Origin of the sequence: Croceibacterium atlanticum (assembly GCF_001008165.2) — a bacterium.
Classification (GTDB): Bacteria; Pseudomonadota; Alphaproteobacteria; order Sphingomonadales; family Sphingomonadaceae; genus Croceibacterium_C; species Croceibacterium_C atlanticum.
Map to the genome: position 1 here is coordinate 975,136 of NZ_CP011452.2, position 21,564 is coordinate 996,699.

The 21,564-nt window shown below is 63.3% G+C and carries 23 protein-coding genes; 10 read left to right on the forward strand and 13 right to left on the reverse strand.

Annotated features, from left to right (window positions below):
• Nucleotides 1-22: 22 nt before the first annotated feature.
• Together WYH_RS04570 and WYH_RS04575 are read left to right on the forward strand one after the other, a co-directional pair.
• On the forward strand, nucleotides 23-2,758 hold the full coding sequence (locus WYH_RS04570; protein WP_046902894.1) for an ATP-dependent DNA helicase: 2,736 nt from the start codon (nucleotides 23-25) through the stop codon (nucleotides 2,756-2,758).
• Between the two features lies 1 nt (nucleotide 2,759).
• Nucleotides 2,760-3,296, forward strand: a complete 537-nt coding sequence (locus tag WYH_RS04575) for a SixA phosphatase family protein (protein WP_046902895.1) — start codon at nucleotides 2,760-2,762, stop codon at nucleotides 3,294-3,296.
• A 28-nt stretch (nucleotides 3,297-3,324) separates the two neighbouring features.
• Here the strand turns inward: WYH_RS04575 and WYH_RS04580 are convergent, their stop codons facing one another.
• From WYH_RS04580 to WYH_RS04605, 7 genes are all read right to left on the reverse strand, one after another.
• Nucleotides 3,325-3,705, reverse strand: a complete 381-nt coding sequence (locus tag WYH_RS04580) for a MerR family transcriptional regulator (protein ID WP_046902896.1) — start codon at nucleotides 3,703-3,705, stop codon at nucleotides 3,325-3,327.
• A 4-nt stretch (nucleotides 3,706-3,709) separates the two neighbouring features.
• Nucleotides 3,710-4,009 carry an integration host factor subunit alpha gene (locus WYH_RS04585; protein WP_179945431.1) on the reverse strand — a complete coding sequence of 100 codons (300 nt, stop codon included), beginning with the start codon at nucleotides 4,007-4,009 and terminating at the stop codon, nucleotides 3,710-3,712.
• Between the two features lie 95 nt (nucleotides 4,010-4,104).
• Nucleotides 4,105-5,067 (reverse strand): beta-ketoacyl-ACP synthase III, encoded by a 963-nt coding sequence (locus tag WYH_RS04590; RefSeq protein WP_046902897.1) that lies wholly within the window; start codon nucleotides 5,065-5,067, stop codon nucleotides 4,105-4,107.
• The gene (gene plsX / locus WYH_RS04595) at nucleotides 5,064-6,122 is read right to left on the reverse strand and encodes a phosphate acyltransferase PlsX (protein ID WP_046902898.1); all 1,059 of its coding nucleotides are present in this window, start codon (nucleotides 6,120-6,122) and stop codon (nucleotides 5,064-5,066) included. Before plsX ends, WYH_RS04590 begins: the two co-directional genes overlap by 4 nt.
• A 24-nt stretch (nucleotides 6,123-6,146) precedes the next feature.
• Nucleotides 6,147-6,326: a 50S ribosomal protein L32 gene (gene rpmF, locus WYH_RS16460; RefSeq protein WP_082347829.1), complete on the reverse strand. Its 180-nt coding sequence runs from the start codon at nucleotides 6,324-6,326 to the stop codon at nucleotides 6,147-6,149.
• Nucleotides 6,327-6,475: 149 nt separating this feature from the next.
• Nucleotides 6,476-7,150: an MBL fold metallo-hydrolase gene (locus tag WYH_RS04600; protein ID WP_046902899.1), complete on the reverse strand. Its 675-nt coding sequence runs from the start codon at nucleotides 7,148-7,150 to the stop codon at nucleotides 6,476-6,478.
• 253 nt (nucleotides 7,151-7,403) lie between these two features.
• On the reverse strand, nucleotides 7,404-8,033 hold the full coding sequence (locus WYH_RS04605) for a LexA family transcriptional regulator (protein WP_046902900.1): 630 nt from the start codon (nucleotides 8,031-8,033) through the stop codon (nucleotides 7,404-7,406).
• Nucleotides 8,034-8,161: 128 nt separating this feature from the next.
• Here WYH_RS04605 and WYH_RS04610 point away from each other — a divergent pair, with 128 nt between their 5' ends.
• Together WYH_RS04610 and WYH_RS04615 are read left to right on the forward strand one after the other, a co-directional pair.
• Nucleotides 8,162-8,350 (forward strand): hypothetical protein, encoded by a 189-nt coding sequence (locus WYH_RS04610; protein ID WP_046902901.1) that lies wholly within the window; start codon nucleotides 8,162-8,164, stop codon nucleotides 8,348-8,350.
• The gene (locus tag WYH_RS04615) at nucleotides 8,340-8,693 is read left to right on the forward strand and encodes a hypothetical protein (RefSeq protein WP_046902902.1); all 354 of its coding nucleotides are present in this window, start codon (nucleotides 8,340-8,342) and stop codon (nucleotides 8,691-8,693) included. Before WYH_RS04610 ends, WYH_RS04615 begins: the two co-directional genes overlap by 11 nt.
• A gap of 12 nt (nucleotides 8,694-8,705) precedes the next feature.
• On the opposite strand, the gene WYH_RS04620 is transcribed toward WYH_RS04615, so the two are convergent.
• Nucleotides 8,706-9,641, reverse strand: a complete 936-nt coding sequence (locus WYH_RS04620) for a D-2-hydroxyacid dehydrogenase (RefSeq protein WP_046902903.1) — start codon at nucleotides 9,639-9,641, stop codon at nucleotides 8,706-8,708.
• Between the two features lie 114 nt (nucleotides 9,642-9,755).
• Nucleotides 9,756-11,216: a cysteine--tRNA ligase gene (gene cysS, locus WYH_RS04625; RefSeq protein WP_046902904.1), complete on the reverse strand. Its 1,461-nt coding sequence runs from the start codon at nucleotides 11,214-11,216 to the stop codon at nucleotides 9,756-9,758.
• A 159-nt stretch (nucleotides 11,217-11,375) separates the two neighbouring features.
• Here cysS and WYH_RS04630 point away from each other — a divergent pair, with 159 nt between their 5' ends.
• The 3 genes from WYH_RS04630 to WYH_RS04640 all read left to right on the forward strand — a co-directional run bounded on the left by WYH_RS04630 (nucleotide 11,376) and on the right by WYH_RS04640 (nucleotide 12,834).
• On the forward strand, nucleotides 11,376-11,738 hold the full coding sequence (locus tag WYH_RS04630; RefSeq protein WP_046902905.1) for a CidA/LrgA family protein: 363 nt from the start codon (nucleotides 11,376-11,378) through the stop codon (nucleotides 11,736-11,738).
• Nucleotides 11,735-12,436 (forward strand): LrgB family protein, encoded by a 702-nt coding sequence (locus tag WYH_RS04635; RefSeq protein ID WP_046902906.1) that lies wholly within the window; start codon nucleotides 11,735-11,737, stop codon nucleotides 12,434-12,436. The genes WYH_RS04630 and WYH_RS04635 overlap by 4 nt, the downstream gene beginning before the upstream one ends.
• A gap of 176 nt (nucleotides 12,437-12,612) precedes the next feature.
• Nucleotides 12,613-12,834, forward strand: a complete 222-nt coding sequence (locus WYH_RS04640; RefSeq protein WP_046902907.1) for a hypothetical protein — start codon at nucleotides 12,613-12,615, stop codon at nucleotides 12,832-12,834.
• A gap of 40 nt (nucleotides 12,835-12,874) precedes the next feature.
• On the opposite strand, the gene cobT is transcribed toward WYH_RS04640, so the two are convergent.
• The 3 genes from cobT to WYH_RS04655 all read right to left on the reverse strand — a co-directional run bounded on the left by cobT (nucleotide 12,875) and on the right by WYH_RS04655 (nucleotide 16,164).
• A complete protein-coding gene (cobT, locus tag WYH_RS04645) occupies nucleotides 12,875-14,698 on the reverse strand; it encodes a cobaltochelatase subunit CobT (RefSeq protein ID WP_046902908.1) in 1,824 nt (607 codons plus the stop codon).
• Nucleotides 14,699-14,722: 24 nt separating this feature from the next.
• Nucleotides 14,723-15,376, reverse strand: coding sequence for a fructose-6-phosphate aldolase (gene fsa, locus WYH_RS04650; protein ID WP_046902909.1), 654 nt, complete (start codon nucleotides 15,374-15,376; stop codon nucleotides 14,723-14,725).
• A 95-nt stretch (nucleotides 15,377-15,471) separates the two neighbouring features.
• A complete protein-coding gene (locus WYH_RS04655; protein ID WP_046902910.1) occupies nucleotides 15,472-16,164 on the reverse strand; it encodes a DUF4197 domain-containing protein in 693 nt (230 codons plus the stop codon).
• A 71-nt stretch (nucleotides 16,165-16,235) separates the two neighbouring features.
• Here WYH_RS04655 and WYH_RS04660 point away from each other — a divergent pair, with 71 nt between their 5' ends.
• Both WYH_RS04660 and WYH_RS04665 read left to right on the forward strand, forming a co-directional pair.
• Complete coding sequence (locus WYH_RS04660) at nucleotides 16,236-18,401, forward strand: primosomal protein N' (RefSeq protein ID WP_046904814.1); 2,166 nt, start codon at nucleotides 16,236-16,238, stop codon at nucleotides 18,399-18,401.
• Between the two features lie 8 nt (nucleotides 18,402-18,409).
• Nucleotides 18,410-18,742 carry a YdeI/OmpD-associated family protein gene (locus WYH_RS04665; protein ID WP_046902911.1) on the forward strand — a complete coding sequence of 111 codons (333 nt, stop codon included), beginning with the start codon at nucleotides 18,410-18,412 and terminating at the stop codon, nucleotides 18,740-18,742.
• A gap of 24 nt (nucleotides 18,743-18,766) precedes the next feature.
• On the opposite strand, the gene WYH_RS04670 is transcribed toward WYH_RS04665, so the two are convergent.
• The gene (locus WYH_RS04670) at nucleotides 18,767-19,816 is read right to left on the reverse strand and encodes a bifunctional transcriptional activator/DNA repair enzyme AdaA (protein WP_046902912.1); all 1,050 of its coding nucleotides are present in this window, start codon (nucleotides 19,814-19,816) and stop codon (nucleotides 18,767-18,769) included.
• Nucleotides 19,817-19,966: 150 nt separating this feature from the next.
• Between WYH_RS04670 and WYH_RS04675 the strand changes: the two genes are divergently transcribed.
• A complete protein-coding gene (locus tag WYH_RS04675; RefSeq protein WP_046902913.1) occupies nucleotides 19,967-21,532 on the forward strand; it encodes a trypsin-like peptidase domain-containing protein in 1,566 nt (521 codons plus the stop codon).
• Nucleotides 21,533-21,564 lie beyond the last annotated feature (32 nt).

The window sequence follows — 21,564 nt, forward strand, 5'->3', positions numbered from 1 at the left end:
CAGCTTGTCCATCGTGCCCGCCATGCCTTCCCTCGCCCTTCCCGCGCTGCATGCCAGCCATGCCGGAACCTGGTTGCGCGGTGCCGATGGCGGGACCCGCGGACTTGGCAAGGGCGAAGCGGTGATGGCCGCGGCCGATACGCCGCTGCTGATGGTCAATGCGCCGCTGGTGGCGACCAGGCTTGGCTATCCCGACCTGTCCGGCCTTGATCTGCTGGAACTCTTCGCCTTCATTCACCCGGCGCAATTCGTCGTGCCCACGCCGCGCGGGCTGGCCCATGCGCTGGGGCTGGAAGACCCCGCCAGCGATGATCAGGTACCCGCATTGTTGCAGCAGGCGGCTGCTATACTTCTCGCCCGCTGCGAAGCGGATGACTGGGCGGAACGCGAAGGGGCGTGGAGCGCGCTGCAATCGCTCGCCAAATTGCGCTGGCCCTGGGCACAGGTTCTGGCCCCTCATATCCGCCAGCCGCAAAGGGCGGAGAAATGGCTCTTCTCCCGCCTCCCGGAATGGGAAGAAACCCCGGAAAGGGCCCAGCCCGGCCAGGTCGCGATTGACGAGTTCGAGATCGAGGCGCGACTGCAAAGGCTGACGGGCGAAGGGGCCGAACAGCGGGAAGGACAGCGGCTTTATTCGCGGGAGGCGGGCCGGATATTCGCCCCGCGCGGCAAACGCAGTGCCCCGCATATGCTGCTGGCACAGGCCGGAACCGGTATCGGCAAGACGCTCGGCTATCTGGCCCCGGCATCGGTGTGGGCGGAAAAGTCGCAGGGTACGGTCTGGGTCAGCACTTATACCAAGAATCTGCAGCGGCAATTACGGCGGGAGAGCAGCCGCGCCTGGCCAGCCACGCGGCCGGATGGCAGCCGCCCGGTCGTGGTGCGCAAGGGGCGCGAGAATTATCTCTGCCTGCTCAACCTCGAAGATGCGCTGCAAGGCGGCTTTGGCGGGCGCGCGGCAATCCTGGCGCAACTCGTCGCGCGCTGGGCGGCATATTCCTCGGATGGGGACATGATTGGCGGCGATCTTCCCGGCTGGCTGGGCACCTTGTTCCGCAATCGCGCGATCCGGTCCCTGACCGATCAGCGCGGCGAATGCGTCTATGCCGGATGTCCGCATTACCGCAAATGCTTCATCGAACGTGCCGCACGGGCCAGCGCCCAGGCCGATCTGGTGATCGCCAATCACGCTTTGGTGATGATCAATGCCGCGCGCGGACGGGACCATGCGCAGCGCCCGACCCGCATCGTCTTTGACGAAGGCCATCACGTTTTTGAGGCAGCCGACAGCACCTTTGCCGCTGCGTTGACCGGACAGGAAGCGATCGAGCTTCGCCGCTGGGTCCTGGGGCCGGAGCGAGGATCGCGCGGGCGACGCCGCGGCCTGTCCGCCCGGCTGGCAGACATATCCAGCTATGACGAGGAAGGCAGCAAGGCGATTGCCGCAGCCTGCCATGCCGCGGAAGCCCTGCCGAGCACGGGCTGGCTGCAAAGGCTGGCCGAAGGCGAACCGTCAGGCCCGGTGGAGGAACTGCTCGCCGCCGTTCGTGCCGTCACTTATGCCCGCGACGAAAGCGGCGGGCAGGAGGCAGGTTACGGCATCGAAACCGAAGCCGCCCAGCTGGATGGCGATTTCGTGGAACGCGCGCAGGAAGCGGCAGCAGCCCTTGCCGCGATCCGCCTGCCATTGATCAGGCTGGGCCTGCGGCTGGAGGCTCTGTTCGAGGATGCGCCTGACTGGCTCGACGCGCAGGGGCGCGCCCGGATCGAAGGCGCCCGGCATTCGCTCGCATGGCGGGTCGATACGCTCGCCGCATGGGAAGCGATGCTGGGGCGGATGGGCGGCCCGGCCGATCCCGATTTCGTGGACTGGCTGGCGGTTGACCGATCCGATGCGCGCGAATTCGATATCGGGCTGCACCGCCATTTCCTCGATCCGATGAAGCCCTTCGCCAAGGTGGTTCTGGAACCCGCTCATGGTGTGATGCTGACCAGTGCCACATTGCGCGATGGAGAGGACTGGGACAGCGCCCTCGCCCGTTCCGGCGCGCTGCATCTGGATGGGCGGCCATTGCTGGCCAGTGCGGAAAGCCCTTTCGATTATGCCAATCGCGCCGAAGTGTTGATCGTGACGGATGTGAAGAAGGGCGATCTGGCGGGTCTGGCAGGCGCTTATGCACGTCTGATCGAGGCATCGGGCGGCGGCGTGCTGGGCCTTTTTACCGCGATCAGGCGGCTGCGGGCCGTACATGGGCGCATTGCCGACCGGCTCGCCCGTGCGGGCCTGCCGCTTTACGCGCAGCATGTCGATCCGATCGACACCGGCACGCTGGTCGATATTTTCCGCGACGATCCCCAGGCCAGCCTGCTGGGCACGGATGCCTTGCGCGACGGGGTGGACGTGCCCGGCCATTCGCTGCGCTGCGTGGTCATGGAACAAGTGCCCTGGCCCAAGCCCGGCATCCTCCACCGCGCCCGCCGGGCGGCAGGCGGCGGCTCCGCCTATGACGACCGGATCATTCGCGCCCGGCTGGCCCAGGCCTTCGGCAGGCTTATCCGATCATCCGGGGATAGCGGGCATTTCGTCGTCCTCTCCCCCGCGTTTCCTTCGCGCCTGCTATCGGCTTTCCCATCCGGCACGCCTGTCATGCGGCTTACGCTTGACGAGGCTTTACAACGCGTCGCGGCGGGTGTTTGCTTGCCCGGCAAAAACACCGGAGGCCCTGCGCTGCGGGAAGAGGAACAGGAACGCGACTAGAGTGAAATTGCTTGGCCTGCTGCGACATGCGAAATCTGATTGGGAAGATCTTTCGCTGCGCGATTTCGATCGCGGACTGAACGCGCGTGGCCGGCGCGGCGCAGCCCTGATGGGCGATCATATTCGCAATCACGGCGTAAAGTGGGAACGGCTGGTCGCCAGCCCGGCGGAACGGGTCAAGCTGACACTGGAAGCGAGCGGAATCGGCGGCCCAGTCGAATGGGAACGCGATGCCTATCTGGCCGATGCCGACACTTTGCTGACCCTGTTGCGCAAGACGGAAGGCGATCCGCGTTCTCTGTTGATGGCCGGGCACAATCCCGGCCTGCAGGAACTGATCTTCCTGCTGGTCGGCGATGGCGAGCAGGATGAATTATATGATGCCGCCGCCCGCAAATATCCGACGGCCACCTATGCAGTCCTGGAACTGGCGATTGATGACTGGGCCGATATCGCGCCGGGCTGCGGCAAGCTGATCCATTTCGCCCGGCCGCGCGATCTCGATCCTGAACTGGGGCCGGAACGGCTCGGTTTCTGAAAAAAGCTCGGTCGGTCAGGGCCGGTGGTCAGGCCAGCGCGTTGGCCAGCCTGTCCCGGATTGCACGAAGTTGCGGTAAAAGATCGGAGACATCCGGCCCGGCCTGCGCAGGGGCGGATATGGTCCTTTCATCTGCCGGGGCGCTGGTCAGTGCCTGCCGCGCGCCCTTCAGCGTATAGCCTTCCTTGTTGATCAGCCGGTTGATCTCCGACACGAGTTCAACATCTTCAGGCCGGTAATAGCGCCTCCCCCCGCTCCGCTTCAGCGGGCGGAGCATGGGGAATTGCTGTTCCCAATACCGCAGGACGTGCTGCTTGATATCCAATGCGGATGCCACTTCCCCGATCGTGCGCAACGCTTCCGGCTCCTTGCCGTCGTCGAAGCGCAATTGCCTGGGAGTGTCAGTCATCGGATCAGCTTTCGGCTATACGGTCCTTGAGCTTCTGGCTCGCGCGGAACGTCATCACGCGGCGCGGAGTGATCGGCACTTCCACACCCGTCTTCGGATTGCGGCCGATGCGTTCCTTCTTGTCCCTTAGCACGAAGCTGCCGAAGCCGGAAATCTTCACATTCTCGCCACCAGCCATCGAATCACACATCTTGGCGAGAATTGACTCGACAAGATCCAGGCTCTCCGCACGTGAAAGCCCCATTTTGCGATTGATCGCCTCAGCCAGATCAGCGCGGGTCAATGTTCCCACGGATCGCATCATCTGATTGCGCCCCTTCCCATTCATTAAAGCAACCCCCTGCTTTGATGACGGATTGCCGCGGGATTGGCAAGTTTGCAGTAATATCCTTAGCGCAATCAGATGCGCATCAGGCTGGCGCCCCAGGTAAAGCCACCGCCCATCGCCTCCAGCATGACCAGATCGCCCGGTTTGATCCGCCCGTCGCGCACGGCAGTATCGAAAGCCAGCGGCACGGAAGCAGCCGATGTGTTGGCGTGCCGGTCCACCGTGACGACAACTTTTTCGATCGGCAGGCCCAGCTTGCGGGCGGTGGCATCAAGAATTCGCAAATTGGCCTGATGCGGCACGACCCAGTCGATATCGGAAGCAGAAACGCCTGTTTCTTCAAGCACTTCTTCCAAAACGCTGGCCAGATTGACAACGGCGTGGCGGAACACTTCCCGGCCTTTCATCCGCACTTTGCCGACCGTACCGGTGGTTGACGGCCCGCCATCCACGAACAGCAAGTCGCCATGATTGCCATCGGCATGAAGGCGGGTGGCCAATATGCCCGGCCCGTCCTCGGGCACATCCTCGCCCCTGATCACGAAGGCGCCGGCACCATCCCCGAACAGAACGCAGGTGGTGCGGTCTTCCCAGTCCAGGATCCGGCTGAAGGTTTCTGCCCCGATCACCAGCGCGCATTTGAACATGCCGCCACGGATCATGGAATCCGCCGTGCCCAGCGCATAAAGGAAGCCGGAACAGACAGCGGCGACATCGAAGGCCGCCCCCTTGCAGCCCAGCGCGCTCTGCACCTTTGTGGCGGTTGCAGGAAAAGTGCTGTCGGGCGTGGCAGTGGCCAGGACGATCAGATCGACCTCATCGGCCGTTATCCCGGCATTTTCCAGCGCGGCCCGTGCCGCCTCTGTCGCCAGAGTGCCCGTCGTCTCGCCTTCTCCGGCGATATAGCGGTTGCCGATCCCGGTCCGCTCGCGAATCCACTCGTCGCTCGTATCGACGCGCTGGGCCAGTTCCTCGTTGGAAACGGCCCTTTTCGGCAGGGCAGACCCTACACCCTTGAATACTGATCGAATCACTTTTCCGCCCCGACCGTTCCGTTTTCGCGCAGGCGGGCTTCACCGAGTTCGGCCAGATCCGCAGCGATACGTTCGGTCAGATTCTCCTCCAGCAAGCGGGCCGCCACAGCCACGGCATTGGCGACGCCGGCAGCATTGGCACTGCCATGCGATTTCACGACCACGCCGTTGAGCCCGAGGAATACGGCCCCGTTGTGATTATTGGGATCGAGATGGTGCCGCAGCAATTCCGTTGCCGGGCGCGAAATCAGGAAACCGATCTTGGACCGGACCGAACTGCGAAAGGCATCCTTCAGCAGATCGGTCACGAAACGGGCCGATCCCTCGATCGCCTTGAGCGCGATATTGCCGGAAAACCCGTCGGTCACGACCACATCCACGTCGCCGCGATTGATCTTGTCGGCTTCCACGAAGCCATCGAAACTGAAGGAAGGCCCGGTCGCCTCGCGCAGCATTTGCGCCGCGTCCTGCAGCCGGTCCGTGCCCTTGGTCTCTTCGGTGCCGATATTGAGCAGGCGCACGCGCGGCGCCCCCTCCACGGTCACGATCCGCGCATAGGCGGCGCCCATGATGGCGAATTGCACCAGATTGCGCGCGTCGCATTCCGTGTTCGCGCCCAGATCGAGCATGATCACGTCATTATCGCTGAGCGTGGGCATCAGCGCGGCCAGTGCCGGCCGGTCGATACCCGGCATGGTGCGCAGGGCCAGCTTGCTCATCGCCATCAGCGCGCCGGTATTGCCGGCACTGACGGCAGCCCCGGCATCTCCGCGTTTTACCGCGTTGATGGCCAGCCCCATGGATGTGGTCTTGGCGCGACGAAGCGCCTGGGTCGGCTTTTCATCGCCGCCCACCACATCCTCGCAATGGAGGATCTCGGATGCTTCGCGCATATTGGGGTGAGCCTGCAGCGCACGTTCGATGCGCGCCTGATCACCCACAAGCAGGAATTTGAATTGTTCATGGCGGCGACGCGCAAGCGCCGCGCCAGAAATCATCACGCGCACGCCCTCGTCGCCGCCCATCGCATCGACAGCGATACGCGGCAGGCTCATGCGTTCATTCCTTGACGAAGGGGCTTAGAGCCCGACCGAGACGATCTCTCGTCCGTTATAGTGGCCGCAAGCGTTGCACAGCATGTGCGGGCGCTTGAGTTCACCACAGTTGGAGCATTCATGGAATGCTTCTGCCTTGAGCGAGTCATGCGACCGACGGTTGCCCCGGCGGTGCGGCGATACTTTTCTTTTAGGGACAGCCATTTCGGCACCTGTTCCTTGAAAATTCTGTCGTCTTTTGCGGTCGCCCTAGGCCAAGCCTCTTGCCTGTGCAAGGGCTGTAGCTGCTGGTCCGACCATGCGGCGAAGGCGCGGCCTATAGCGAATTTTCCGAAGCTTGCAAGCTGCACGACCTATCCGGCCGCACCAATTGCCGCATCCCCCACATAGGGATTGCTCTGCCGCTCCTTACCGAAAGTGCTGTGGGGGCCGTGGCCGGGGATAAAAGTGACATCATCGCCCAAGGGCCACAATTTCTGCGTGATCGCATCGAGCAGGTCCTGGTGATTCCCCATCGGAAAATCGGTCCGCCCGATGGAGCCGGAAAAAAGCACATCCCCGACAAAGGCGAATTTGGTCGGGCGGTGGAAGAATACGACATGGCCCGGCGTGTGGCCGGGGCAGTGAATCACTTCCAGCTCGACTTCCCCGAAACTGACCCTGTCGCCATCCGTCAGCCAGCGCGTGGGCTCAAAAATCTTGGTGGCCATCTGAAACCGCGGCCCGTCATCCTCCAGCCGGGAAATCCAGAACCGATCATCCTCATGCGGGCCTTCGATCGGCAAATCCAGTTCGGCCGCAAGCATTCCCGCCTGCCCGCAATGATCGGCATGGCCATGAGTCAGCAGGATTTTTTCCAGCGTCACCCCTGCCCGCGCCACCGCATCCTTCAACTTGTCGAGATCTCCCCCCGGATCGATCAGCGCGCCGCGCATGGTCTTGCTGCACCACACCAGCGAGCAATTCTGCTGGAAGGCGGTGACGGGAATGATCGCGGCGCGGAGGGGGGATTCCTGGGTAGCTGTCATGGGGTTGAAAGTGGCGGCGCGGATGGGCGATTGCAAGCGGGGGCCTGGAACACTTGGAACACTGTTCTGTGCACGAAATCTCGCGGGCCGCGCGGAGGGGTTCTTGGGAGGGCGAACAATAGCTTGGCGGTGATGCGGACCATGGCGGGCAGGAAGCACGGCGCCGGGCCTGTAGGAAAGCGGGACCGGTCCTGATCATCCTGACCAGGCACGCAATCCACCAGGCCGCGGGCACCCGTCTATAGCGCCACAATCACATCCGCCCGCTCTTCCACACGACTCGGCCCACCAGGTCCACCTCGTCCAGCCCGACCTCGATCGGATCGTAAGCCTCGTTCGCGCTGATCAGGCGTAGCGTACCCGGCGCACCGGACTGGACGCGTTTAACATGCAGCACTTCGCCCATGCGCAGCACGTGCACGCCTTCGCGGAAGGGGCGCGGGGTACGGTCCACCAGGATCTCGTCACCATCGCGCAGCAGCGGGTCCATGGAATCGCCCATCACCCGGATCGAGGAGAGCATGGCGGGATCGAGGCCCTGTTCGCGCAGCCAGCGGCGAGAGAAGCGGAATGCGTCGAAGGGAATTTCCGCCGCACCCAACGCACCCGGCCCCGCCGAGGCATCGAGCGGCAGGCGCGGCACATCCACCCAGTCCCCGCCTGTTGCAATGTAGGACATTTCCTCCGGTCCGCCCAATTCCGATTCGGCCACGCCGAAGAATTGCGCGAGATGACGGCGATCATCCTCTTCCAGTTTTCGCGGACTACCCTTGGTAATATATTGCTGCAAATAGCTGGAATTACGCCCTAACATTCGGGAAAGCGCAGCCAGGCTGCTGCCCCGCTCCCGCGCCATAGTGGCGAGCCGTTCACGCGCATTCATGGCAAATATCCTGCGATAATCTCACGACTTCTTCCTACACGTAGTATTTTTCCTAGACAAGTAGGATTTCAGGCGCGAGCAAACGGCCCTGACGATTCGCCTGTTCGCTGCCCCGAGGAGCCACCATCATGCTCATCCGCAAGATCGAAGTCTTCCTGCGCCACACCGGAATGCCCGCCACCAGGTTCGGGCGCCTGGCCGCGCATGATCCGCGTTTCGTGCTCGATCTTCGCAATGGCCGCACACCCCGGCCCCAGACAGAATCACGGGTGGAACATTTCATGAACAAATATATGGAGACCGCCAATGTATTCTGACCCCGCCCTGCCCCGCAGCCCCGCGCCCGCGCGCCGCGGACCGGTGGAAAAACTCCGCTCCGCATTGCTGGAACTGGGTGAGGGAAAGGCCCGGATCCTGACGCATGAGGAACGCGATTGGGCCAGCATCACCTTTGCCGGCACGCGCCATCGGCTGGAACTGGAATTCGCCGGTGTCGAGGGCGTGGAAGCGGGTGAAAGCTTCATCGCCTTCCTGCCGGAGCATGAATTCGCCATCCCCGGCCAATTGGTGGCCGATGCAGCCGTGATCGAAGTCGATCACCGGATGGACCCGCCATGCCTTCGCATCATGTGCGAATTATTGCTGCTGGAGGATCGGTGAGGCCCGCCTGCCCTAATATCCGCGTTGCAGGTCCACTTGCGCTTCCAGCTTCTCGCCAACGCGGAAATGTTCGCAATTGCGCAGGAAACGGTCCGCCGCGCGCTGCTGGCTGGCGGGGGTCGGGATGCCGGAAAGATGCATGGTGACATGCGCATTTTCCAGCGACCAGAAGGGGTGATCTTCGGGCAAAGGTTCCGGATCGACCGTGTCCACGATCGCCCCGCCGACCCGCCTTTCACGCAAAGCCTCGATCAGGGCGCGCTGATCGACGATGTCGGCACGGGCGAAATTGACCAGAACGGCATCGCGTTTCATCGCCGCGAATTCCTTCGCCCCCAGCAGGCCGGCCGTGTCCGCCGTTCCGGGCAGCGCCAGAACCACCCAGTCGAAACTGTCGAGCTGGTCCTGCCATTCATCGGGCCCCATCGCACCGTCGCCCGCCTTGCTGCGCACGACGGACACTTCCACGCCGAACCCTTCGAGCGCGCGGGCAATAGCCCGGCCAATGGCGCCATAGCCCAGGATCAGCGCCCGACTGCCCGCCAGATCGCGAATGCCCGGCGGGACGGAAAGCCATTCATGCGCATCCTGCGCCCGCACCAGGGCGGCATAATCCTTGGCAAAGGCAAGAATGCTCATCACCGCGAATTCGGAAACCTGGGTGGCAGTGAGATTGGACCCGCAGGTCAGCAACACGTCGCGCGCTTCCAGATCGGCCAGAGGCAGCCAGTCGACGCCCGAATAGGAGGTGTTGAGCCAGCGCAGATCGCGCGCAAGCTGCACCGAACGCAGCGCCGGCGGCTTCAGATGCAGATCGAACCAGCCAATTTCCGCCTGCGGGGCCATTTCCACCAGATTATCCGGATCGCTCCACCATATGGGTTCGATCCAGTCCGGCAGGCGGTCTTGCAGCATGGGACGGATATGTTCGGGAAGAACGGCGATCATCGGGTGACGCTCCCGGTCGGTTCAGGCGAACAGGCGGCTGTTTTCGGGCTGGCTGGAGCAAACATGGCCCATCACATGCCGCCCCATCCCCCATACCGCAACCGCCGAAAGGATTTATCCCGCCTTCCACTCCCAGCCAAGCGGATCACCGTCCATCGCGTCCACGCCCCTGGCGGCAAGTTCGTCGCGAATGGCGTCGGAAGTGGCGAAATCCTTCTCCGCACGGGCGGCCTTGCGGCGTTCCAGCGCATCTTCGATTTCCGCTTCGGAGATCGTGGCAGCCTTGGGCCGGATGCGCAGATCGGCGCGGGTGAGGTCCAGCAGGCCGAGGCCCAGCACCGCATCCATCCTGGCCACCACGGCGCGTTTCACCCCGGCATCGACCTTCTTCATGGCCAATGCTTCTTCGAAAGCGGTCAGCGCCACGGGCGTATTGAGATCGTCGCTGATCGCGGCGTCGAATTTTTCCTGCAGGGGCGCGAACTTGGGATGGGCGGGATCGCCTTCTTCCACGCCTTGCAGCCGTTCCGCCGCCATCACCATCCGCTTCAGCCGGGTCAGCGTGGCGCCAAGCCCGTCCCAGCTGAATTCCAGCTCGCTGCGATAATGCGCCTGCAGGCACATCAGGCGATAAGCGAGCGGGTGATAACCCTTGTCGATCAGCAATTGCAGCCGCAGGAATTCGCCCGCGCTCTTGCTCATCTTGCCGCTGCGTTCGACCAGGAAATTATTGTGCATCCAGATCCGCGCGCCGGAATTGGCGGCGACAGACAGGCCATTGGTGCAGCAGAATGCCTGGTTCTGGGCGATCTCGTTCGGGTGGTGGATTTCCCGGTGGTCGATCCCGCCCGTATGGATATCGAAGGGGAAGCCCAGCAGATCGCCGCTCATCACTGAACATTCCAGATGCCAGCCCGGCGCACCCCGGCCCCATGGGGAATCCCATTCCATCTGCCGCTTCTCGCCCGGCGGGGTCTTGCGCCAGATGGCGAAATCGGCGGCATTACGCTTGCCCTCCACCGTTTCGATCCGGCCCCTGGACTCCTCGGCACCGTCTTCCGCCCCGGCGCGGGCGAGCCGTCCGTAATCGGCCACGGTGGAAGTATCGAAATAGAGCCCGCTCTCCAGTTCGTAGCAGTGCTTGTCCGCGATCTGTTTCGCGAAATCGATCATCCGGTCGATATATCTGGTGGCGATGGACCATTCCGCCGGCTGGCGAATATTCAGCGCCTTCACATCTTCCCAATAAGCCTGGGTATAATGCTGCGCGATGTCCCAGATGGACTGGGCCTTTTCAGCCGCCATCTTTTCCATCTTGTCTTCGCCCGCATCGGCATCGTCCGTAAGGTGGCCGACATCGGTGATGTTGATCACATGGGTGAGCTTGTAACCCTTCCAGCTCAGCACCCGGCCCAGCAAATCGGCAAAGACATAGGCGCGCATATTGCCGATATGCGGATAATTATAGACGGTCGGCCCGCAGCTATAGACCCGCGCCTCCCCCGGATGGACCGGCTCGAAGGTTTCCAGCTTGCGCGTAAGGCTGTTGAACAGCTTGAGGGGCATATCACTCATGGTGGGCGGGACTTACGCCCGGTACGCGACAGGTCAAGCGAAGGCGGGCGCGAAATCAGGAATCATGCCCGGCCAGGCGGTAGTGTCGCTGCTGCCCACATGCTAGCGGCGCGGCCTGTTCATGCGGGCCACCGCAATATTTGAATAGACAGGTCCGCCATGTTCGATGCCATCGCCCTGCTCCTGATCTGCCAGTTGACGGGGGAGATCATCCACCGCGGACTGGGTATTCCCCTGCCCGGATCGGTGATCGGCATGATGTTGCTGATCGGCTGGCTGGCCAGCGTCCAGCGAGAGAGGCCATCGCTGACAGCAGTGAGCGGCTGGCTGACGGCGCATCTTTCCATCATGTTCGTGCCCGCCGCCGTCGGCCTGATCGACGAAGGGCCCGTGCTGTCCAGATATGGCATCGGCCTGCTGCTGGCCACGGCGGTGTCCACCATCCTGACCATGGTCGTTTCCGTCCTCGTATTCCTGTGGGCACTGCGCCGTTTCAGCTCGGAAAGCAAGAACGAGCCATGAGCGAGCTTGCCTCCATCCTGCAAAGCCAGCTGCTATGGCTGGCGGTGACGCTGGTTGTCTTCGACATGGCGGAACGGATTTCCAGACGCAGCAAACGCCATCCGCTGTGCCACCCCGTGCTGCTGTCCGTGCCGGTGCTGATCGGCATATTGCTGGCAACCGACACGCCCTATCCCGTCTATCTCAGCGGGACCGGATTTCTCGGTTTCCTGCTTGGCCCGGCCGTGGTCGGCCTGGCGGTGCCGATCTGGCATCAGCGCGCGCTTATCCGGCGGCTGGCCCTGCCCATTACCCTGTCGCTATTGGGCGGATCCATTACCGCCATCGTCAGCGCGGTGGGCATATTGTCGCTGTTCGGCGCGCCGCAGGAAATCCTGGCATCCATCGCCCCGCGCGCATCCACCACGCCGGTTGCAATGGCCATGGCAGACCAATTGGGCGGCATTCCCGCCCTGGCAGCAGTGATTGTGCTGATTGCCGGTGTTTCCGGCGGGGTGACGGTGACACCGCTGTTCAACGCCATGGGCATTACCGATTACCGGGCCCGCGGCTTTGCCGTTGGCGTTTCATCGCATGGGTTCGGTGCTGCGCGCGCTTTTCAGGTCGATCCCACGGCGGGTGCCTTTGCCAGCCTTGGAATGGCTCTCAACGCGCTGGCAACGGCCAGCCTGCTGTCGATCCTCGCCCTGCTATTGTGAAGGAACGGGCCAGATATTGCCCGCCAGTTCCCCATATTGAAGCATCAAACCCAAGCATTTCTGCGATAATTGAGAAATGATTGGCCGGTTATTAACAGCCAATCCTTATAAACTTGCGCCATAGCGCCGGTTGATGATACCTTTTGCTGCAGTGCAACAAAGAGGGAAACGGCACTATGAAACGGATCGGAACGTCACTTGCAACTGCGGCCGCCATGGCACTGGCCGCAAGCCCGGCCATGGCCGAAGCCGCCACGGTGGAGGGCGCCCGTTCGGGCGCGCCTGTCGGAAAGAGCGAAGGCCTGGCTGGCGGTGCTATCATGGCCGGCTTCATCGTGGCCCTGGCCACGATCGTAGTCGTCGTCAGCGATGATGATGACGAGGCTGTCAGCCCCTGAATTGCAATAGCGCCCGCGCCGCTACGCGGTGGCGTGGGCCCTATTCCACCTCGAACAGATCGGCCAGTTGTTCGATGATCGTGCCGCCCAGCTGTTCCACATCCATGATCGTCACCGCCCGCCGGTAATAGCGGTTCACGTCATGGCCGATACCGATGGCGACGAGCTGGACCGGGCTTTGCCGTTCGATCCAGTCGATAACCTTGCGCAGATGGGTTTCCAGATAGCCGGCATTGTTCACGCTGAGCGTTGAATCGTCCACCGGCGCGCCATCCGAAATCACCATCAGGATCCGGCGATCTTCCGGCCGCGCGAGCAGGCGCGTATGCGCCCAGAGCAGCGCCTCACCGTCGATATTTTCCTTCAGCAGCCCTTCGCGCATCATCAGGCCGAGATTGCGGCGCGCGCGGCGCATCGGTTCATCCGCCTTCTTGTAGATGATGTGGCGCAGATCGTTCAGGCGGCCGGGATTGGCGGGTTTCCCGCTATTCAGCCACTTCTCCCGGCTCTGCCCGCCTTTCCACGCGCGGGTGGTGAAGCCGAGGATTTCCACCTTCACGCCGCAGCGTTCCAGCGTGCGGGCCATGATATCGGCGCTGATCGCCGCGATGGAAATCGGGCGGCCGCGCATGGAACCGGAATTGTCGATCAGCAGGGTGACGACCGTATCCTTGAAGTCCTGCTCCTGCTCCACCTTGTAGCTGAGCGAATGGCCGGGGCTGATGATCACGCGGGCCAGCCGCGCCGCATCCAGCATCCCTTCTTCCTGGTCGAAGTCCCAGCTCCGGTTCTGTTGCGCCATCAACCGCCGCTGCAGCCGGTTGGCCAGCCGCGTGACCACGCCCTGCAGCCCGGTCAGCTGGCTGTCCAGATAGGCGCGCAGGCGGCCCAGTTCGTCCTGGTCGCACAGTTCCTGTGCTTCCACGACTTCATCATATTCCTCGGTAAAGACCTTGTAATCGAAGCTTTCTGGCAAGTCCGTCCAGGGCCGGTTCGGGCGGACGGGCATCATGCCCTCTTCGCCTTCGTCCCCGACATCGCCCTGCGTGCTTTCCTGCTCCTGCTCTATCTCCTGGGTGGACTCGTCATCCCCCTCGCCCTCGCCGCTTTCGGCGCTGGTCTGTTCGCGGCGGGTCTGTTCCTGCTCGCCCTGGTCCTGATCATTGTCGCCCTGGTCTTCGTTCTGACCGTCCTGGTCGTCTTCGCTATCCTCAGGGCCGGGTTCGTCCACCTCTTCCGCGCGGGTAATGTCGAGATGGCGCAACATGTCGAGCGAGAGCGACTGGAACGCCTTCTGGTCGTCCAGCGACAGGGCCAGCCGTTCGAAATCGTCCCCTGTCCGGCTTTCGATGAATTCGCGCACCATCTCCACGCCCTGCTTCGCGCTGGCGGGGATCGGCTGGCCGGTCAGCTGTTCGCGCAGCATCAGCGCCAATGCGGACTGCATCGGCACTTCGTCGGCGGTGGTGGCGCGTGAAATCGGGTCCGACCGCATCCGCAATTCGGTCGCCGCTTCCAGATTATCGCGCATTCCGGCGTAATTGTTTTCGCCCAGCGCTTCGTAGCGGACCTGTTCGATCGCATCATAACAGGCACGGGCGGAAGGTTCCGCCGGCATGTTGCGGCGATGCAGCGCCTCGTCATGATGGCGCATACGCAGGGAATAGCTGTCCGCCATTCCCCGCGCTTCACGCGCTTCGGCAGCAGGCAGGGCGCGGCCCGGCATCGGCACGCGCATGGACGTGCCCTGAAGCCCCGGCCCATCGCTGGACCAGTTAAGCTCGATTTCGGGCTCGCGCGCGATGGCACGCGCCGCGCCGGTCAGCGCGAGCTTGAAACGATCGAGTGGAGTTTCGTCTGCCAAAAGCTGCCTGTTGTCCGGATTGCCTTAAATGATGGTCTGGCCGGTCTTTGCCCAGTCGGCAAGGAAACCCTCGATCCCCTTGTCGGTCAGCACGTGATTGACCAGGCCCTTGATGACCTTGGGCGGAGCGGTGGCGACATCGGCACCGATCCGCGCACTTTCCAGAATGTGGGTCGCATGGCGCACGCTGGCAACCAGGATTTCCGTTTCAAAGGCGTAATTGTCGTAGATCAGGCGGATATCGCGGATCAGTTCCATCCCGTCGAAGCCGTTATCGTCGTGGCGGCCAACGAAGGGGGAAACAAAAGTCGCGCCGGCCTTCGCCGCCAGCAGCGCCTGGTTGGCGGAAAAGCACAATGTGACATTCACCATCGTGCCGTCATCGGTCAGCGCCTTGCAGGTCTTCAGGCCATCGATGGTCAGCGGCACCTTGATGCAGACATTGTCCGCGATCTTGCGCAGCACTTCCGCCTCTTTCATCATGGTCGCATGATCCAGCGCCACGACTTCGGCGCTGACCGGGCCATCCACGAGGCCGCAGATTTCCTTCGTCACTTCCATGAAGTCCCGGCCGGACTTGTGGATCAGCGAAGGATTGGTGGTCACGCCATCAAGCAGACCGGCTTCGGCCAGTTCCTTGATGTCTTCGATTTCTGCGGTGTCGGCAAAGAATTTCATCACTTGCTCCGGTCGGTAGCGAATCTCGTGGGCGGCTATAGGTGCCGGTTCCGCGCCGTGCCACCCCTGTATGCGCGGGAATCACCGCGCCGGAATCACAGCGCCCTTGCAGCTTCCAGCGCGCCGATCAGCAACGGATCGCGCGTGGATTGCGGATCGGCGCGGATCGCGGCCTCTTCCCGGCCGATTTCCCGCCAGACTACATTTTCGACCTCCTGCGAGAAATTGCGGGCCACGCCCGCCACATCCACACCGGCAAGGCCGGACAGCAATTGCCCCATCAACGGATCTTCCGCCACGCGCAGCGCCTCCCCCACTTCGGGCACCAGCGCATCCAGCAGCCGCACGCCCATTTCCTGCCGCACGAAGCTGGTCCCCGCAGTCGGCCCGCCGCGGATCAGGGCCACCGCATTTTCGAAGCCGATCGTGCGGATCGTATCGGCCACGATCGGCGCCGCACGATAGGATGCTTCCACCGCGATATCGGCCACGGCGTCCTCCAGCCGCGACTTGAACAGGGCCGAGGTCAATATGCCGGACAGCACATCTCCGCGCGTGCCGAGAAATTCATTGAGCCCGAGCGTCGCCACCGATTCGTCCCAAAAGCCGCCCGGCGCCGTCATCCGGGCGAAGGCGCGTTCGCTGGAAAGCAGCAGAAGCCGCCGGATCGCTTCGGTGAAACTGATCCCCCCGCCATAGGATGCGCAGCCCGCCAGCGCTAACGACCCGCCCGCGGCCAGCGATCCGATGAGGAAGGAACGACGGTGAATGTGATCGGCCTGATGCATAAGAATCCCAATTTTCCTTGTCCCCGCGCTTGCCGCGCGCATTGCTGGCCGCCCATATAGCAGGCGCCGTCATGAACCGCGTCCGACTGATCATCTTCAACGCCGCGCTTGGCCCGCTCGACTATCGCGTTCCGGAAGGGATGGATGTCGGACCGGGCTCTGTCGTCATCGCGCCCCTTGGGCCAAGGCAGATCGTGGGGATCGTCTGGGATGAAGGACGGCTGCCGGGCGATACGGTTCCCGATGCCAGGCTGCGCCCCATTCTGGGCGTCCTGCCGGTTCCCCCGCTGAAGCCCGAATTGCGGCGGCTGATAGAATGGACGGCGGATTATTACTGCGCTTCCCTGGCGTCGGTCGCGCGGATGGTGCTGTCCAGCGGCGGTGCGCTGAAAGGCCCGGCCACCATGACCGAATATCGCCTGTCCGGCGGAATGCCCGAACGGATGACGCCCAAGCGTGAACTGGCCATCGCCGCGCTGGAGGGTGAACAGGCCACGATGCGGGAACTGGCCGATATATCAGGCGTCAGCGAAGGCGTGTTGAGAGGCCTTGTGAATCAGGGCGTGCTGGAACCCGTCGTGGTCGATTGCGATCGCCCATATGAAAAGGCCCGCGCCGATTTCGACCAGCCGGACCTGTCCGCCGAACAAGGCGAGGTGGCAGGGCGACTGGTGCAGGCGATGCGCGATGGCGGATTTGCCCCCTTCCTGCTGGACGGCGTCACCGGCTCGGGCAAGACGGAAACCTATTTCGAAGCCATCGCCGAAGCGCTGCGAAATAATCGGCAAACCCTCGTCCTCCTCCCCGAGATCGCCCTGACGGAGGCTTTTCTCCGCCGGTTCGAGAATCGCTTCGGCGCCGCCCCGATCGTGTGGCATTCCTCGCTCAAATCGACCGAAAGGCGGCGTGCGTGGCGGGCAATCGCCAGCGGGGAAGCGCAAGTAGTGGTCGGTGCGCGTTCCGCCCTGTTCCTTCCCTATGCGCGGCTGGGCCTGATCGTGGTCGATGAAGCGCATGAGATCAGTTTCAAGCAGGATGACGGCGTGCGTTACAATGCGCGCGACGTGGCCGTGATGCGCGCCCGGTTCGAGAAGATCCCCGCAATCCTGGCCAGTGCCACGCCCGCGCTGGAAAGCCTGCAAATGGCCGAAAGCGGGATTTATGAACGGCTTGTTTTGCCAAGCCGTTTCGGCGGGGCGAGCCTGCCGCATATCGAAACGGTCAATCTGACCGAGGAACCGCCAGAAAAGGGCCGCTGGCTCGCGCCGCGGCTGGCGCGTGAATTATTCGCCCGGCTGGAGCGCAAGGAACAGTCGCTGCTGTTCCTCAACCGGCGTGGATATGCCCCGCTGACCTTGTGCCGCCATTGCGGCTATCGCTTCCAATGCCCCAATTGCAGTGCATGGCTGGTCGAACATCGCCTGTCGCACAGGCTCGCCTGCCATCATTGCGGGCATGAAACCGCAACACCCGATCGCTGCCCCGAATGCGGTGAACCCGATTGCCTGGTCGCCTGCGGTCCGGGCGTGGAACGGATCGCGGATGAAGTGGCGGAGATAATGCCCGAAGCGCGGGTTGCCGTGGCAACATCAGACACGCTGAACAGCCCCGAAAAGGCCGCCGCCTTCGTGGCCATGGCCGAAGCCGGGGAAATCGACGTGATCGTGGGGACGCAGCTTGTAACCAAGGGTTTCCACTTCCCCGAACTGACGCTGGTGGGCGTGGTCGATGCCGATCTGGGCCTTGAAGGTGGGGATCTGCGCGCGGCGGAACGAACCTATCAGCAAGTCGCGCAGGTGGCTGGCCGGGCCGGTCGCGGGGCCAAGCCGGGCGAAGTGCTGATCCAGACGCGCCACCCCGATGCCGCAGTGATCGCCGCGCTCGCCGCAGGGGACCGGGATGCCTTCTATGCCGCAGAGACAGAGGCGCGCCGCCATGCGGGCGCCCCGCCCTTCGGCCGCTGGGGCGCGATCATCGTGTCGAGCGAGGACGAACCCGAAGCCCGCGAAGCCGCCAACCGCATCGGCGCGATAAGGCCCAACCTGCCCGATGTGCAGATATTAGGCCCCGCCCCCGCGCCCATGGCGTTGCTGCGCGGGCGCTATCGCTATCGCCTTCTGCTCAATGCCCGCCGTTCCGCCGAATTGCAGAATGTCATTCGGGACTGGCTGGGGGCACTTTCCTTCCCCCAGGGTGTTCGGGTCAGTGTCGATATCGATCCTTACAGCTTTGTATAAGGAGCTTCATGGCCAACAGCTTCCCTCATGGCACCGTCCACCAGGCAAGCGATGACCTTCAGGTCGCGATCCGTTCCGATCCGGCTTTGCTGACGCTTTGGGAAAGCCTTACGCCTCTCGGCCGGAACGAATTCATCTGCTGGATCGAAGACGCAAAAAAGGAAACGACGCGTGCCCGGCGCATCGCCCGAACCTGCGACGAATTGCGTGATGGAAAGAAGCGTCCGTGCTGCTGGGCCGGCTGCATCCACCGGACCGACAAGGCGCCGGGCCGCTGGCAACAGGCGGTTCTTGTCGACGGCAAGAAAGCGAAGCCGGGTAAGCCGGACCAGACGCGTTGAGGCGGCGTTCGGGATGCAGCAGTTCTAATCCCGCTCCCGCGCCAGCAATTCACGCTTGATATCCAGGCCATAGGCATAGCCGCCCAGCGTTCCGTCACTGCGCACTACGCGGTGGCAGGGTATCAGGACGGCGACATTATTCGCGCCATTGGCACTGCCCGCCGCCCGCACCGCCCCCGGATTGCCAACGGCCGCGGCAATTTCCGCGTATGATCGGGTTTCGCCCGGCGGGATGCGGCGCAATTCCTGCCACACTTTTTCCTGAAACGCCGTGCCCTGGACATCCAGCGGCACATCGGCCCCGCCGCTGCCCGGCTGCTCGACAGCGGCAACCACCTTGTCCAGCAAGCCCGCGAATTCCGCCCCGCCCGGCACCAGTTCCGCCTGCGGGAAACGGGCCCGCAAATGCTCCTCCCCTTCATTGAAGGACAGGCGGCACACACCCTTGTCCGTCGCGGCGACGAGCATTGGCCCAAGCGTGGTTTCCACGACCGCCCAGCGGATGCTCACACCGCGCCCGCCATTTTTCCACGCAGATGGTGCCATGCCCATCCTCCCCTTATTGTCTTCGTAGAAGCGGGAAGCCGCGCCATATCCGGCTTCATATATGGCGCCGGTCACGCTGTCCCCGCCGCTCAACGCCTCGCCCGCCCGCTCCCGCCGCAGTGCGCGGGCATATTCGGCGGGGGAAAGGCCAGTGCTTCGTTTGAACATCCGCTGGAAATGGCTCGGCGAATAATCGGTCAACCGTGCCAGATCGGCGAGCGTAGGCACGCTGGCAGCGCACTTGATCGCTTCGATCGCCTTGCCCACGGCCTTTCCTTCGCGTGAGACATCGTCCGGCAGGCAGCGCAGACATGGCCGGAGGCCCGCCTCGCGCGCATCGGCGCCGCAATCGAAAAAGCGGACATTTTCCCGCCGGGGATGGCGCGTGGCGCAGGAGGGGCGACAATATATTCCGGTGGAGAGCACGCCGGTGACGAAGCGACCGTCAAACGCCCGGTCGCGGCGCAGCACGGCTGCCCATGCTTCTTCCGGGTCGATGCCCGCCACCTTCATCTGTTCGAGCGCCATGTGCCATCTCTCATGCCATTGCCGATCATAGGGCCGACTGGTCCACGCATCCAGCGCAGCCGATCCGTTCACGCTTTCGATAACCGGCCAGAGAAGGCAGCGCTTCCTGTGTCTTGCGTTCAAAGCAATTGAACGCGACAAGGCGCGCCGATGGCGCAGTCTCCGATAACCTCCTTCTGGCTTGCCCGGCTGTTCGCCGCGATGATCCTGCTTGCCCCGGTTGCGGCCAGTGCGGGCCCGGCGGACATAGAAGCCGCCTCACGCGGAGTAGTGCGCGTGGTCATCGTCGAACATGACGGCGCGGAAGTCATCCCGGTTTCGCACGGCACGGGTTTCGCCGTTTCGCCGGAACGGATCATCACCAATGCCCATGTCGTGCAGGAAGCGATCGACGACCCCGATCTCGCAATCGGCATCGTTCCGTCTGACGGAGAGAACGCCGTTTACGGCCGGCTGGTATCCGTCTCCCCCAGGAACGACCTGGCATTGCTTGCCACGACCAGCCCGATGAATCTGGCGCCGCTGACCATTTCCGGCAACCCGCCCAGGGACAGCGGATCGGTCACCTCCATCGGTTATCCGATGAATGTGGACCGGGCGCAGGGCCTTTCCATCACCCAGATATTCCAGTCGCAACCGCCGGTGACGAGCACCGGCTTCCTTTCCGGCAGCCGGCCTACGCGCGATTTCGATTCGCTTCTGCACACCGCCCCCATCGCGCGCGGCAATAGCGGCGGCCCGCTGGTGGACGATTGCGGGCGCGTGGTCGGGGTGAACAGTTTCGGCGCGGAAAGCGGCGGCGCGGATGCGGAATTCTTCTTCGCCGTTTCCACTCGCGAACTGCTTCCTTTCCTCCGCGCGAACGATATCACCCCGCAGGTCAACGGCCTGCCCTGCCGCAGCCTGGACGATCTGGACGAGCAGGAACGCCAGCGCGCCGAGCGGGAACGGCTTGCCCGCGAACAGAAGGCGCAGGCGCAGCAGGAAGCGCTGGCCCGCCGCAGCGCCGAAGCACGGCGTGATATAGAATTCGCGATTCTGGCCGAGCGGGACAATCGCATGGCTCTGTCCATGTTGCTGGCGTTCATTGCACTGGGCGCAGGCGGCTATGCCCTTCTGGCCAATGGACGCGGAGAGCGCGGACAGGTCCGCATTGCGGGCGGCATTGCCGTGATCGCCATACTCGGCGCGGGAATCGGCTGGCTCTCCCGCCCCGGTTTCGACGAAGTGGAAGATCGCCTGCAGGAACTGCTTCGTGCGGAAATGAATGCCGAAGATAACGGCGTCATCGCACCTGCGCCGCAGCCCACCGACGGGCAATATATATGCGTGCTCGATACGCAGCGCAGCCGCGTCACCAGTTCCCCCACCGACGATCTGCCGCTGGAATGGAGCGATGATGGCTGCGTCAACGGGTCCACCCAATATGGCCTGACCAATGGCGACTGGACCCGCGTGTTCGTGCCGGGCAACGAAGCCGCCGTATCGGTCAATCGGTTTGACCCGCAGGAAGGCGAATATCGGATAGATCGTTATCTGCTGGGGCATGCCGAAATGGCCAATGCGCGAAAGGCACGCGCGGAATATCAGGCCCCGGCCTGCGGCGGCGGGGAAGACGCGGCGCGCAGTTTCGGCGCGCGGCAATCGGCGATCCTGTCGCTGCTTCCCGAACAGCCTAACGAACGGCTTGTCTACAAGTGCGACACTGTTCGCTGACCACTGGCTTGCATCCCCCGCCCCCCGATGCT

Bases quoted from the DNA above. Each gene is read 5' to 3' on its own strand.
- WYH_RS04570 (WP_046902894.1), top strand. From the start codon at position 23: ATGCCTTCCCTCGCCCTTCCCGCGCTGCATGCCAGCCATGCCGGAACC.
- WYH_RS04580 (WP_046902896.1), bottom strand. From the start codon at position 3,705: ATGACTGACACTCCCAGGCAATTGCGCTTCGACGACGGCAAGGAGCCG.
- WYH_RS04585 (WP_179945431.1), bottom strand. From the start codon at position 4,009: ATGATGCGATCCGTGGGAACATTGACCCGCGCTGATCTGGCTGAGGCG.
- plsX (WP_046902898.1), bottom strand. From the start codon at position 6,122: ATGAGCCTGCCGCGTATCGCTGTCGATGCGATGGGCGGCGACGAGGGC.
- rpmF (WP_082347829.1), bottom strand. From the start codon at position 6,326: ATGGCTGTCCCTAAAAGAAAAGTATCGCCGCACCGCCGGGGCAACCGT.
- WYH_RS04600 (WP_046902899.1), bottom strand. From the start codon at position 7,150: ATGACAGCTACCCAGGAATCCCCCCTCCGCGCCGCGATCATTCCCGTC.
- WYH_RS04605 (WP_046902900.1), bottom strand. From the start codon at position 8,033: ATGAATGCGCGTGAACGGCTCGCCACTATGGCGCGGGAGCGGGGCAGC.
- WYH_RS04610 (WP_046902901.1), top strand. From the start codon at position 8,162: ATGCTCATCCGCAAGATCGAAGTCTTCCTGCGCCACACCGGAATGCCC.
- WYH_RS04615 (WP_046902902.1), top strand. From the start codon at position 8,340: ATGTATTCTGACCCCGCCCTGCCCCGCAGCCCCGCGCCCGCGCGCCGC.
- WYH_RS04620 (WP_046902903.1), bottom strand. From the start codon at position 9,641: ATGATCGCCGTTCTTCCCGAACATATCCGTCCCATGCTGCAAGACCGC.
- cysS (WP_046902904.1), bottom strand. From the start codon at position 11,216: ATGAGTGATATGCCCCTCAAGCTGTTCAACAGCCTTACGCGCAAGCTG.
- WYH_RS04630 (WP_046902905.1), top strand. From the start codon at position 11,376: ATGTTCGATGCCATCGCCCTGCTCCTGATCTGCCAGTTGACGGGGGAG.
- WYH_RS04635 (WP_046902906.1), top strand. From the start codon at position 11,735: ATGAGCGAGCTTGCCTCCATCCTGCAAAGCCAGCTGCTATGGCTGGCG.
- WYH_RS04640 (WP_046902907.1), top strand. From the start codon at position 12,613: ATGAAACGGATCGGAACGTCACTTGCAACTGCGGCCGCCATGGCACTG.
- fsa (WP_046902909.1), bottom strand. From the start codon at position 15,376: ATGAAATTCTTTGCCGACACCGCAGAAATCGAAGACATCAAGGAACTG.
- WYH_RS04655 (WP_046902910.1), bottom strand. From the start codon at position 16,164: ATGCATCAGGCCGATCACATTCACCGTCGTTCCTTCCTCATCGGATCG.
- WYH_RS04660 (WP_046904814.1), top strand. From the start codon at position 16,236: ATGAACCGCGTCCGACTGATCATCTTCAACGCCGCGCTTGGCCCGCTC.
- WYH_RS04665 (WP_046902911.1), top strand. From the start codon at position 18,410: ATGGCCAACAGCTTCCCTCATGGCACCGTCCACCAGGCAAGCGATGAC.
- WYH_RS04670 (WP_046902912.1), bottom strand. From the start codon at position 19,816: ATGGCGCTCGAACAGATGAAGGTGGCGGGCATCGACCCGGAAGAAGCA.
- WYH_RS04675 (WP_046902913.1), top strand. From the start codon at position 19,967: ATGGCGCAGTCTCCGATAACCTCCTTCTGGCTTGCCCGGCTGTTCGCC.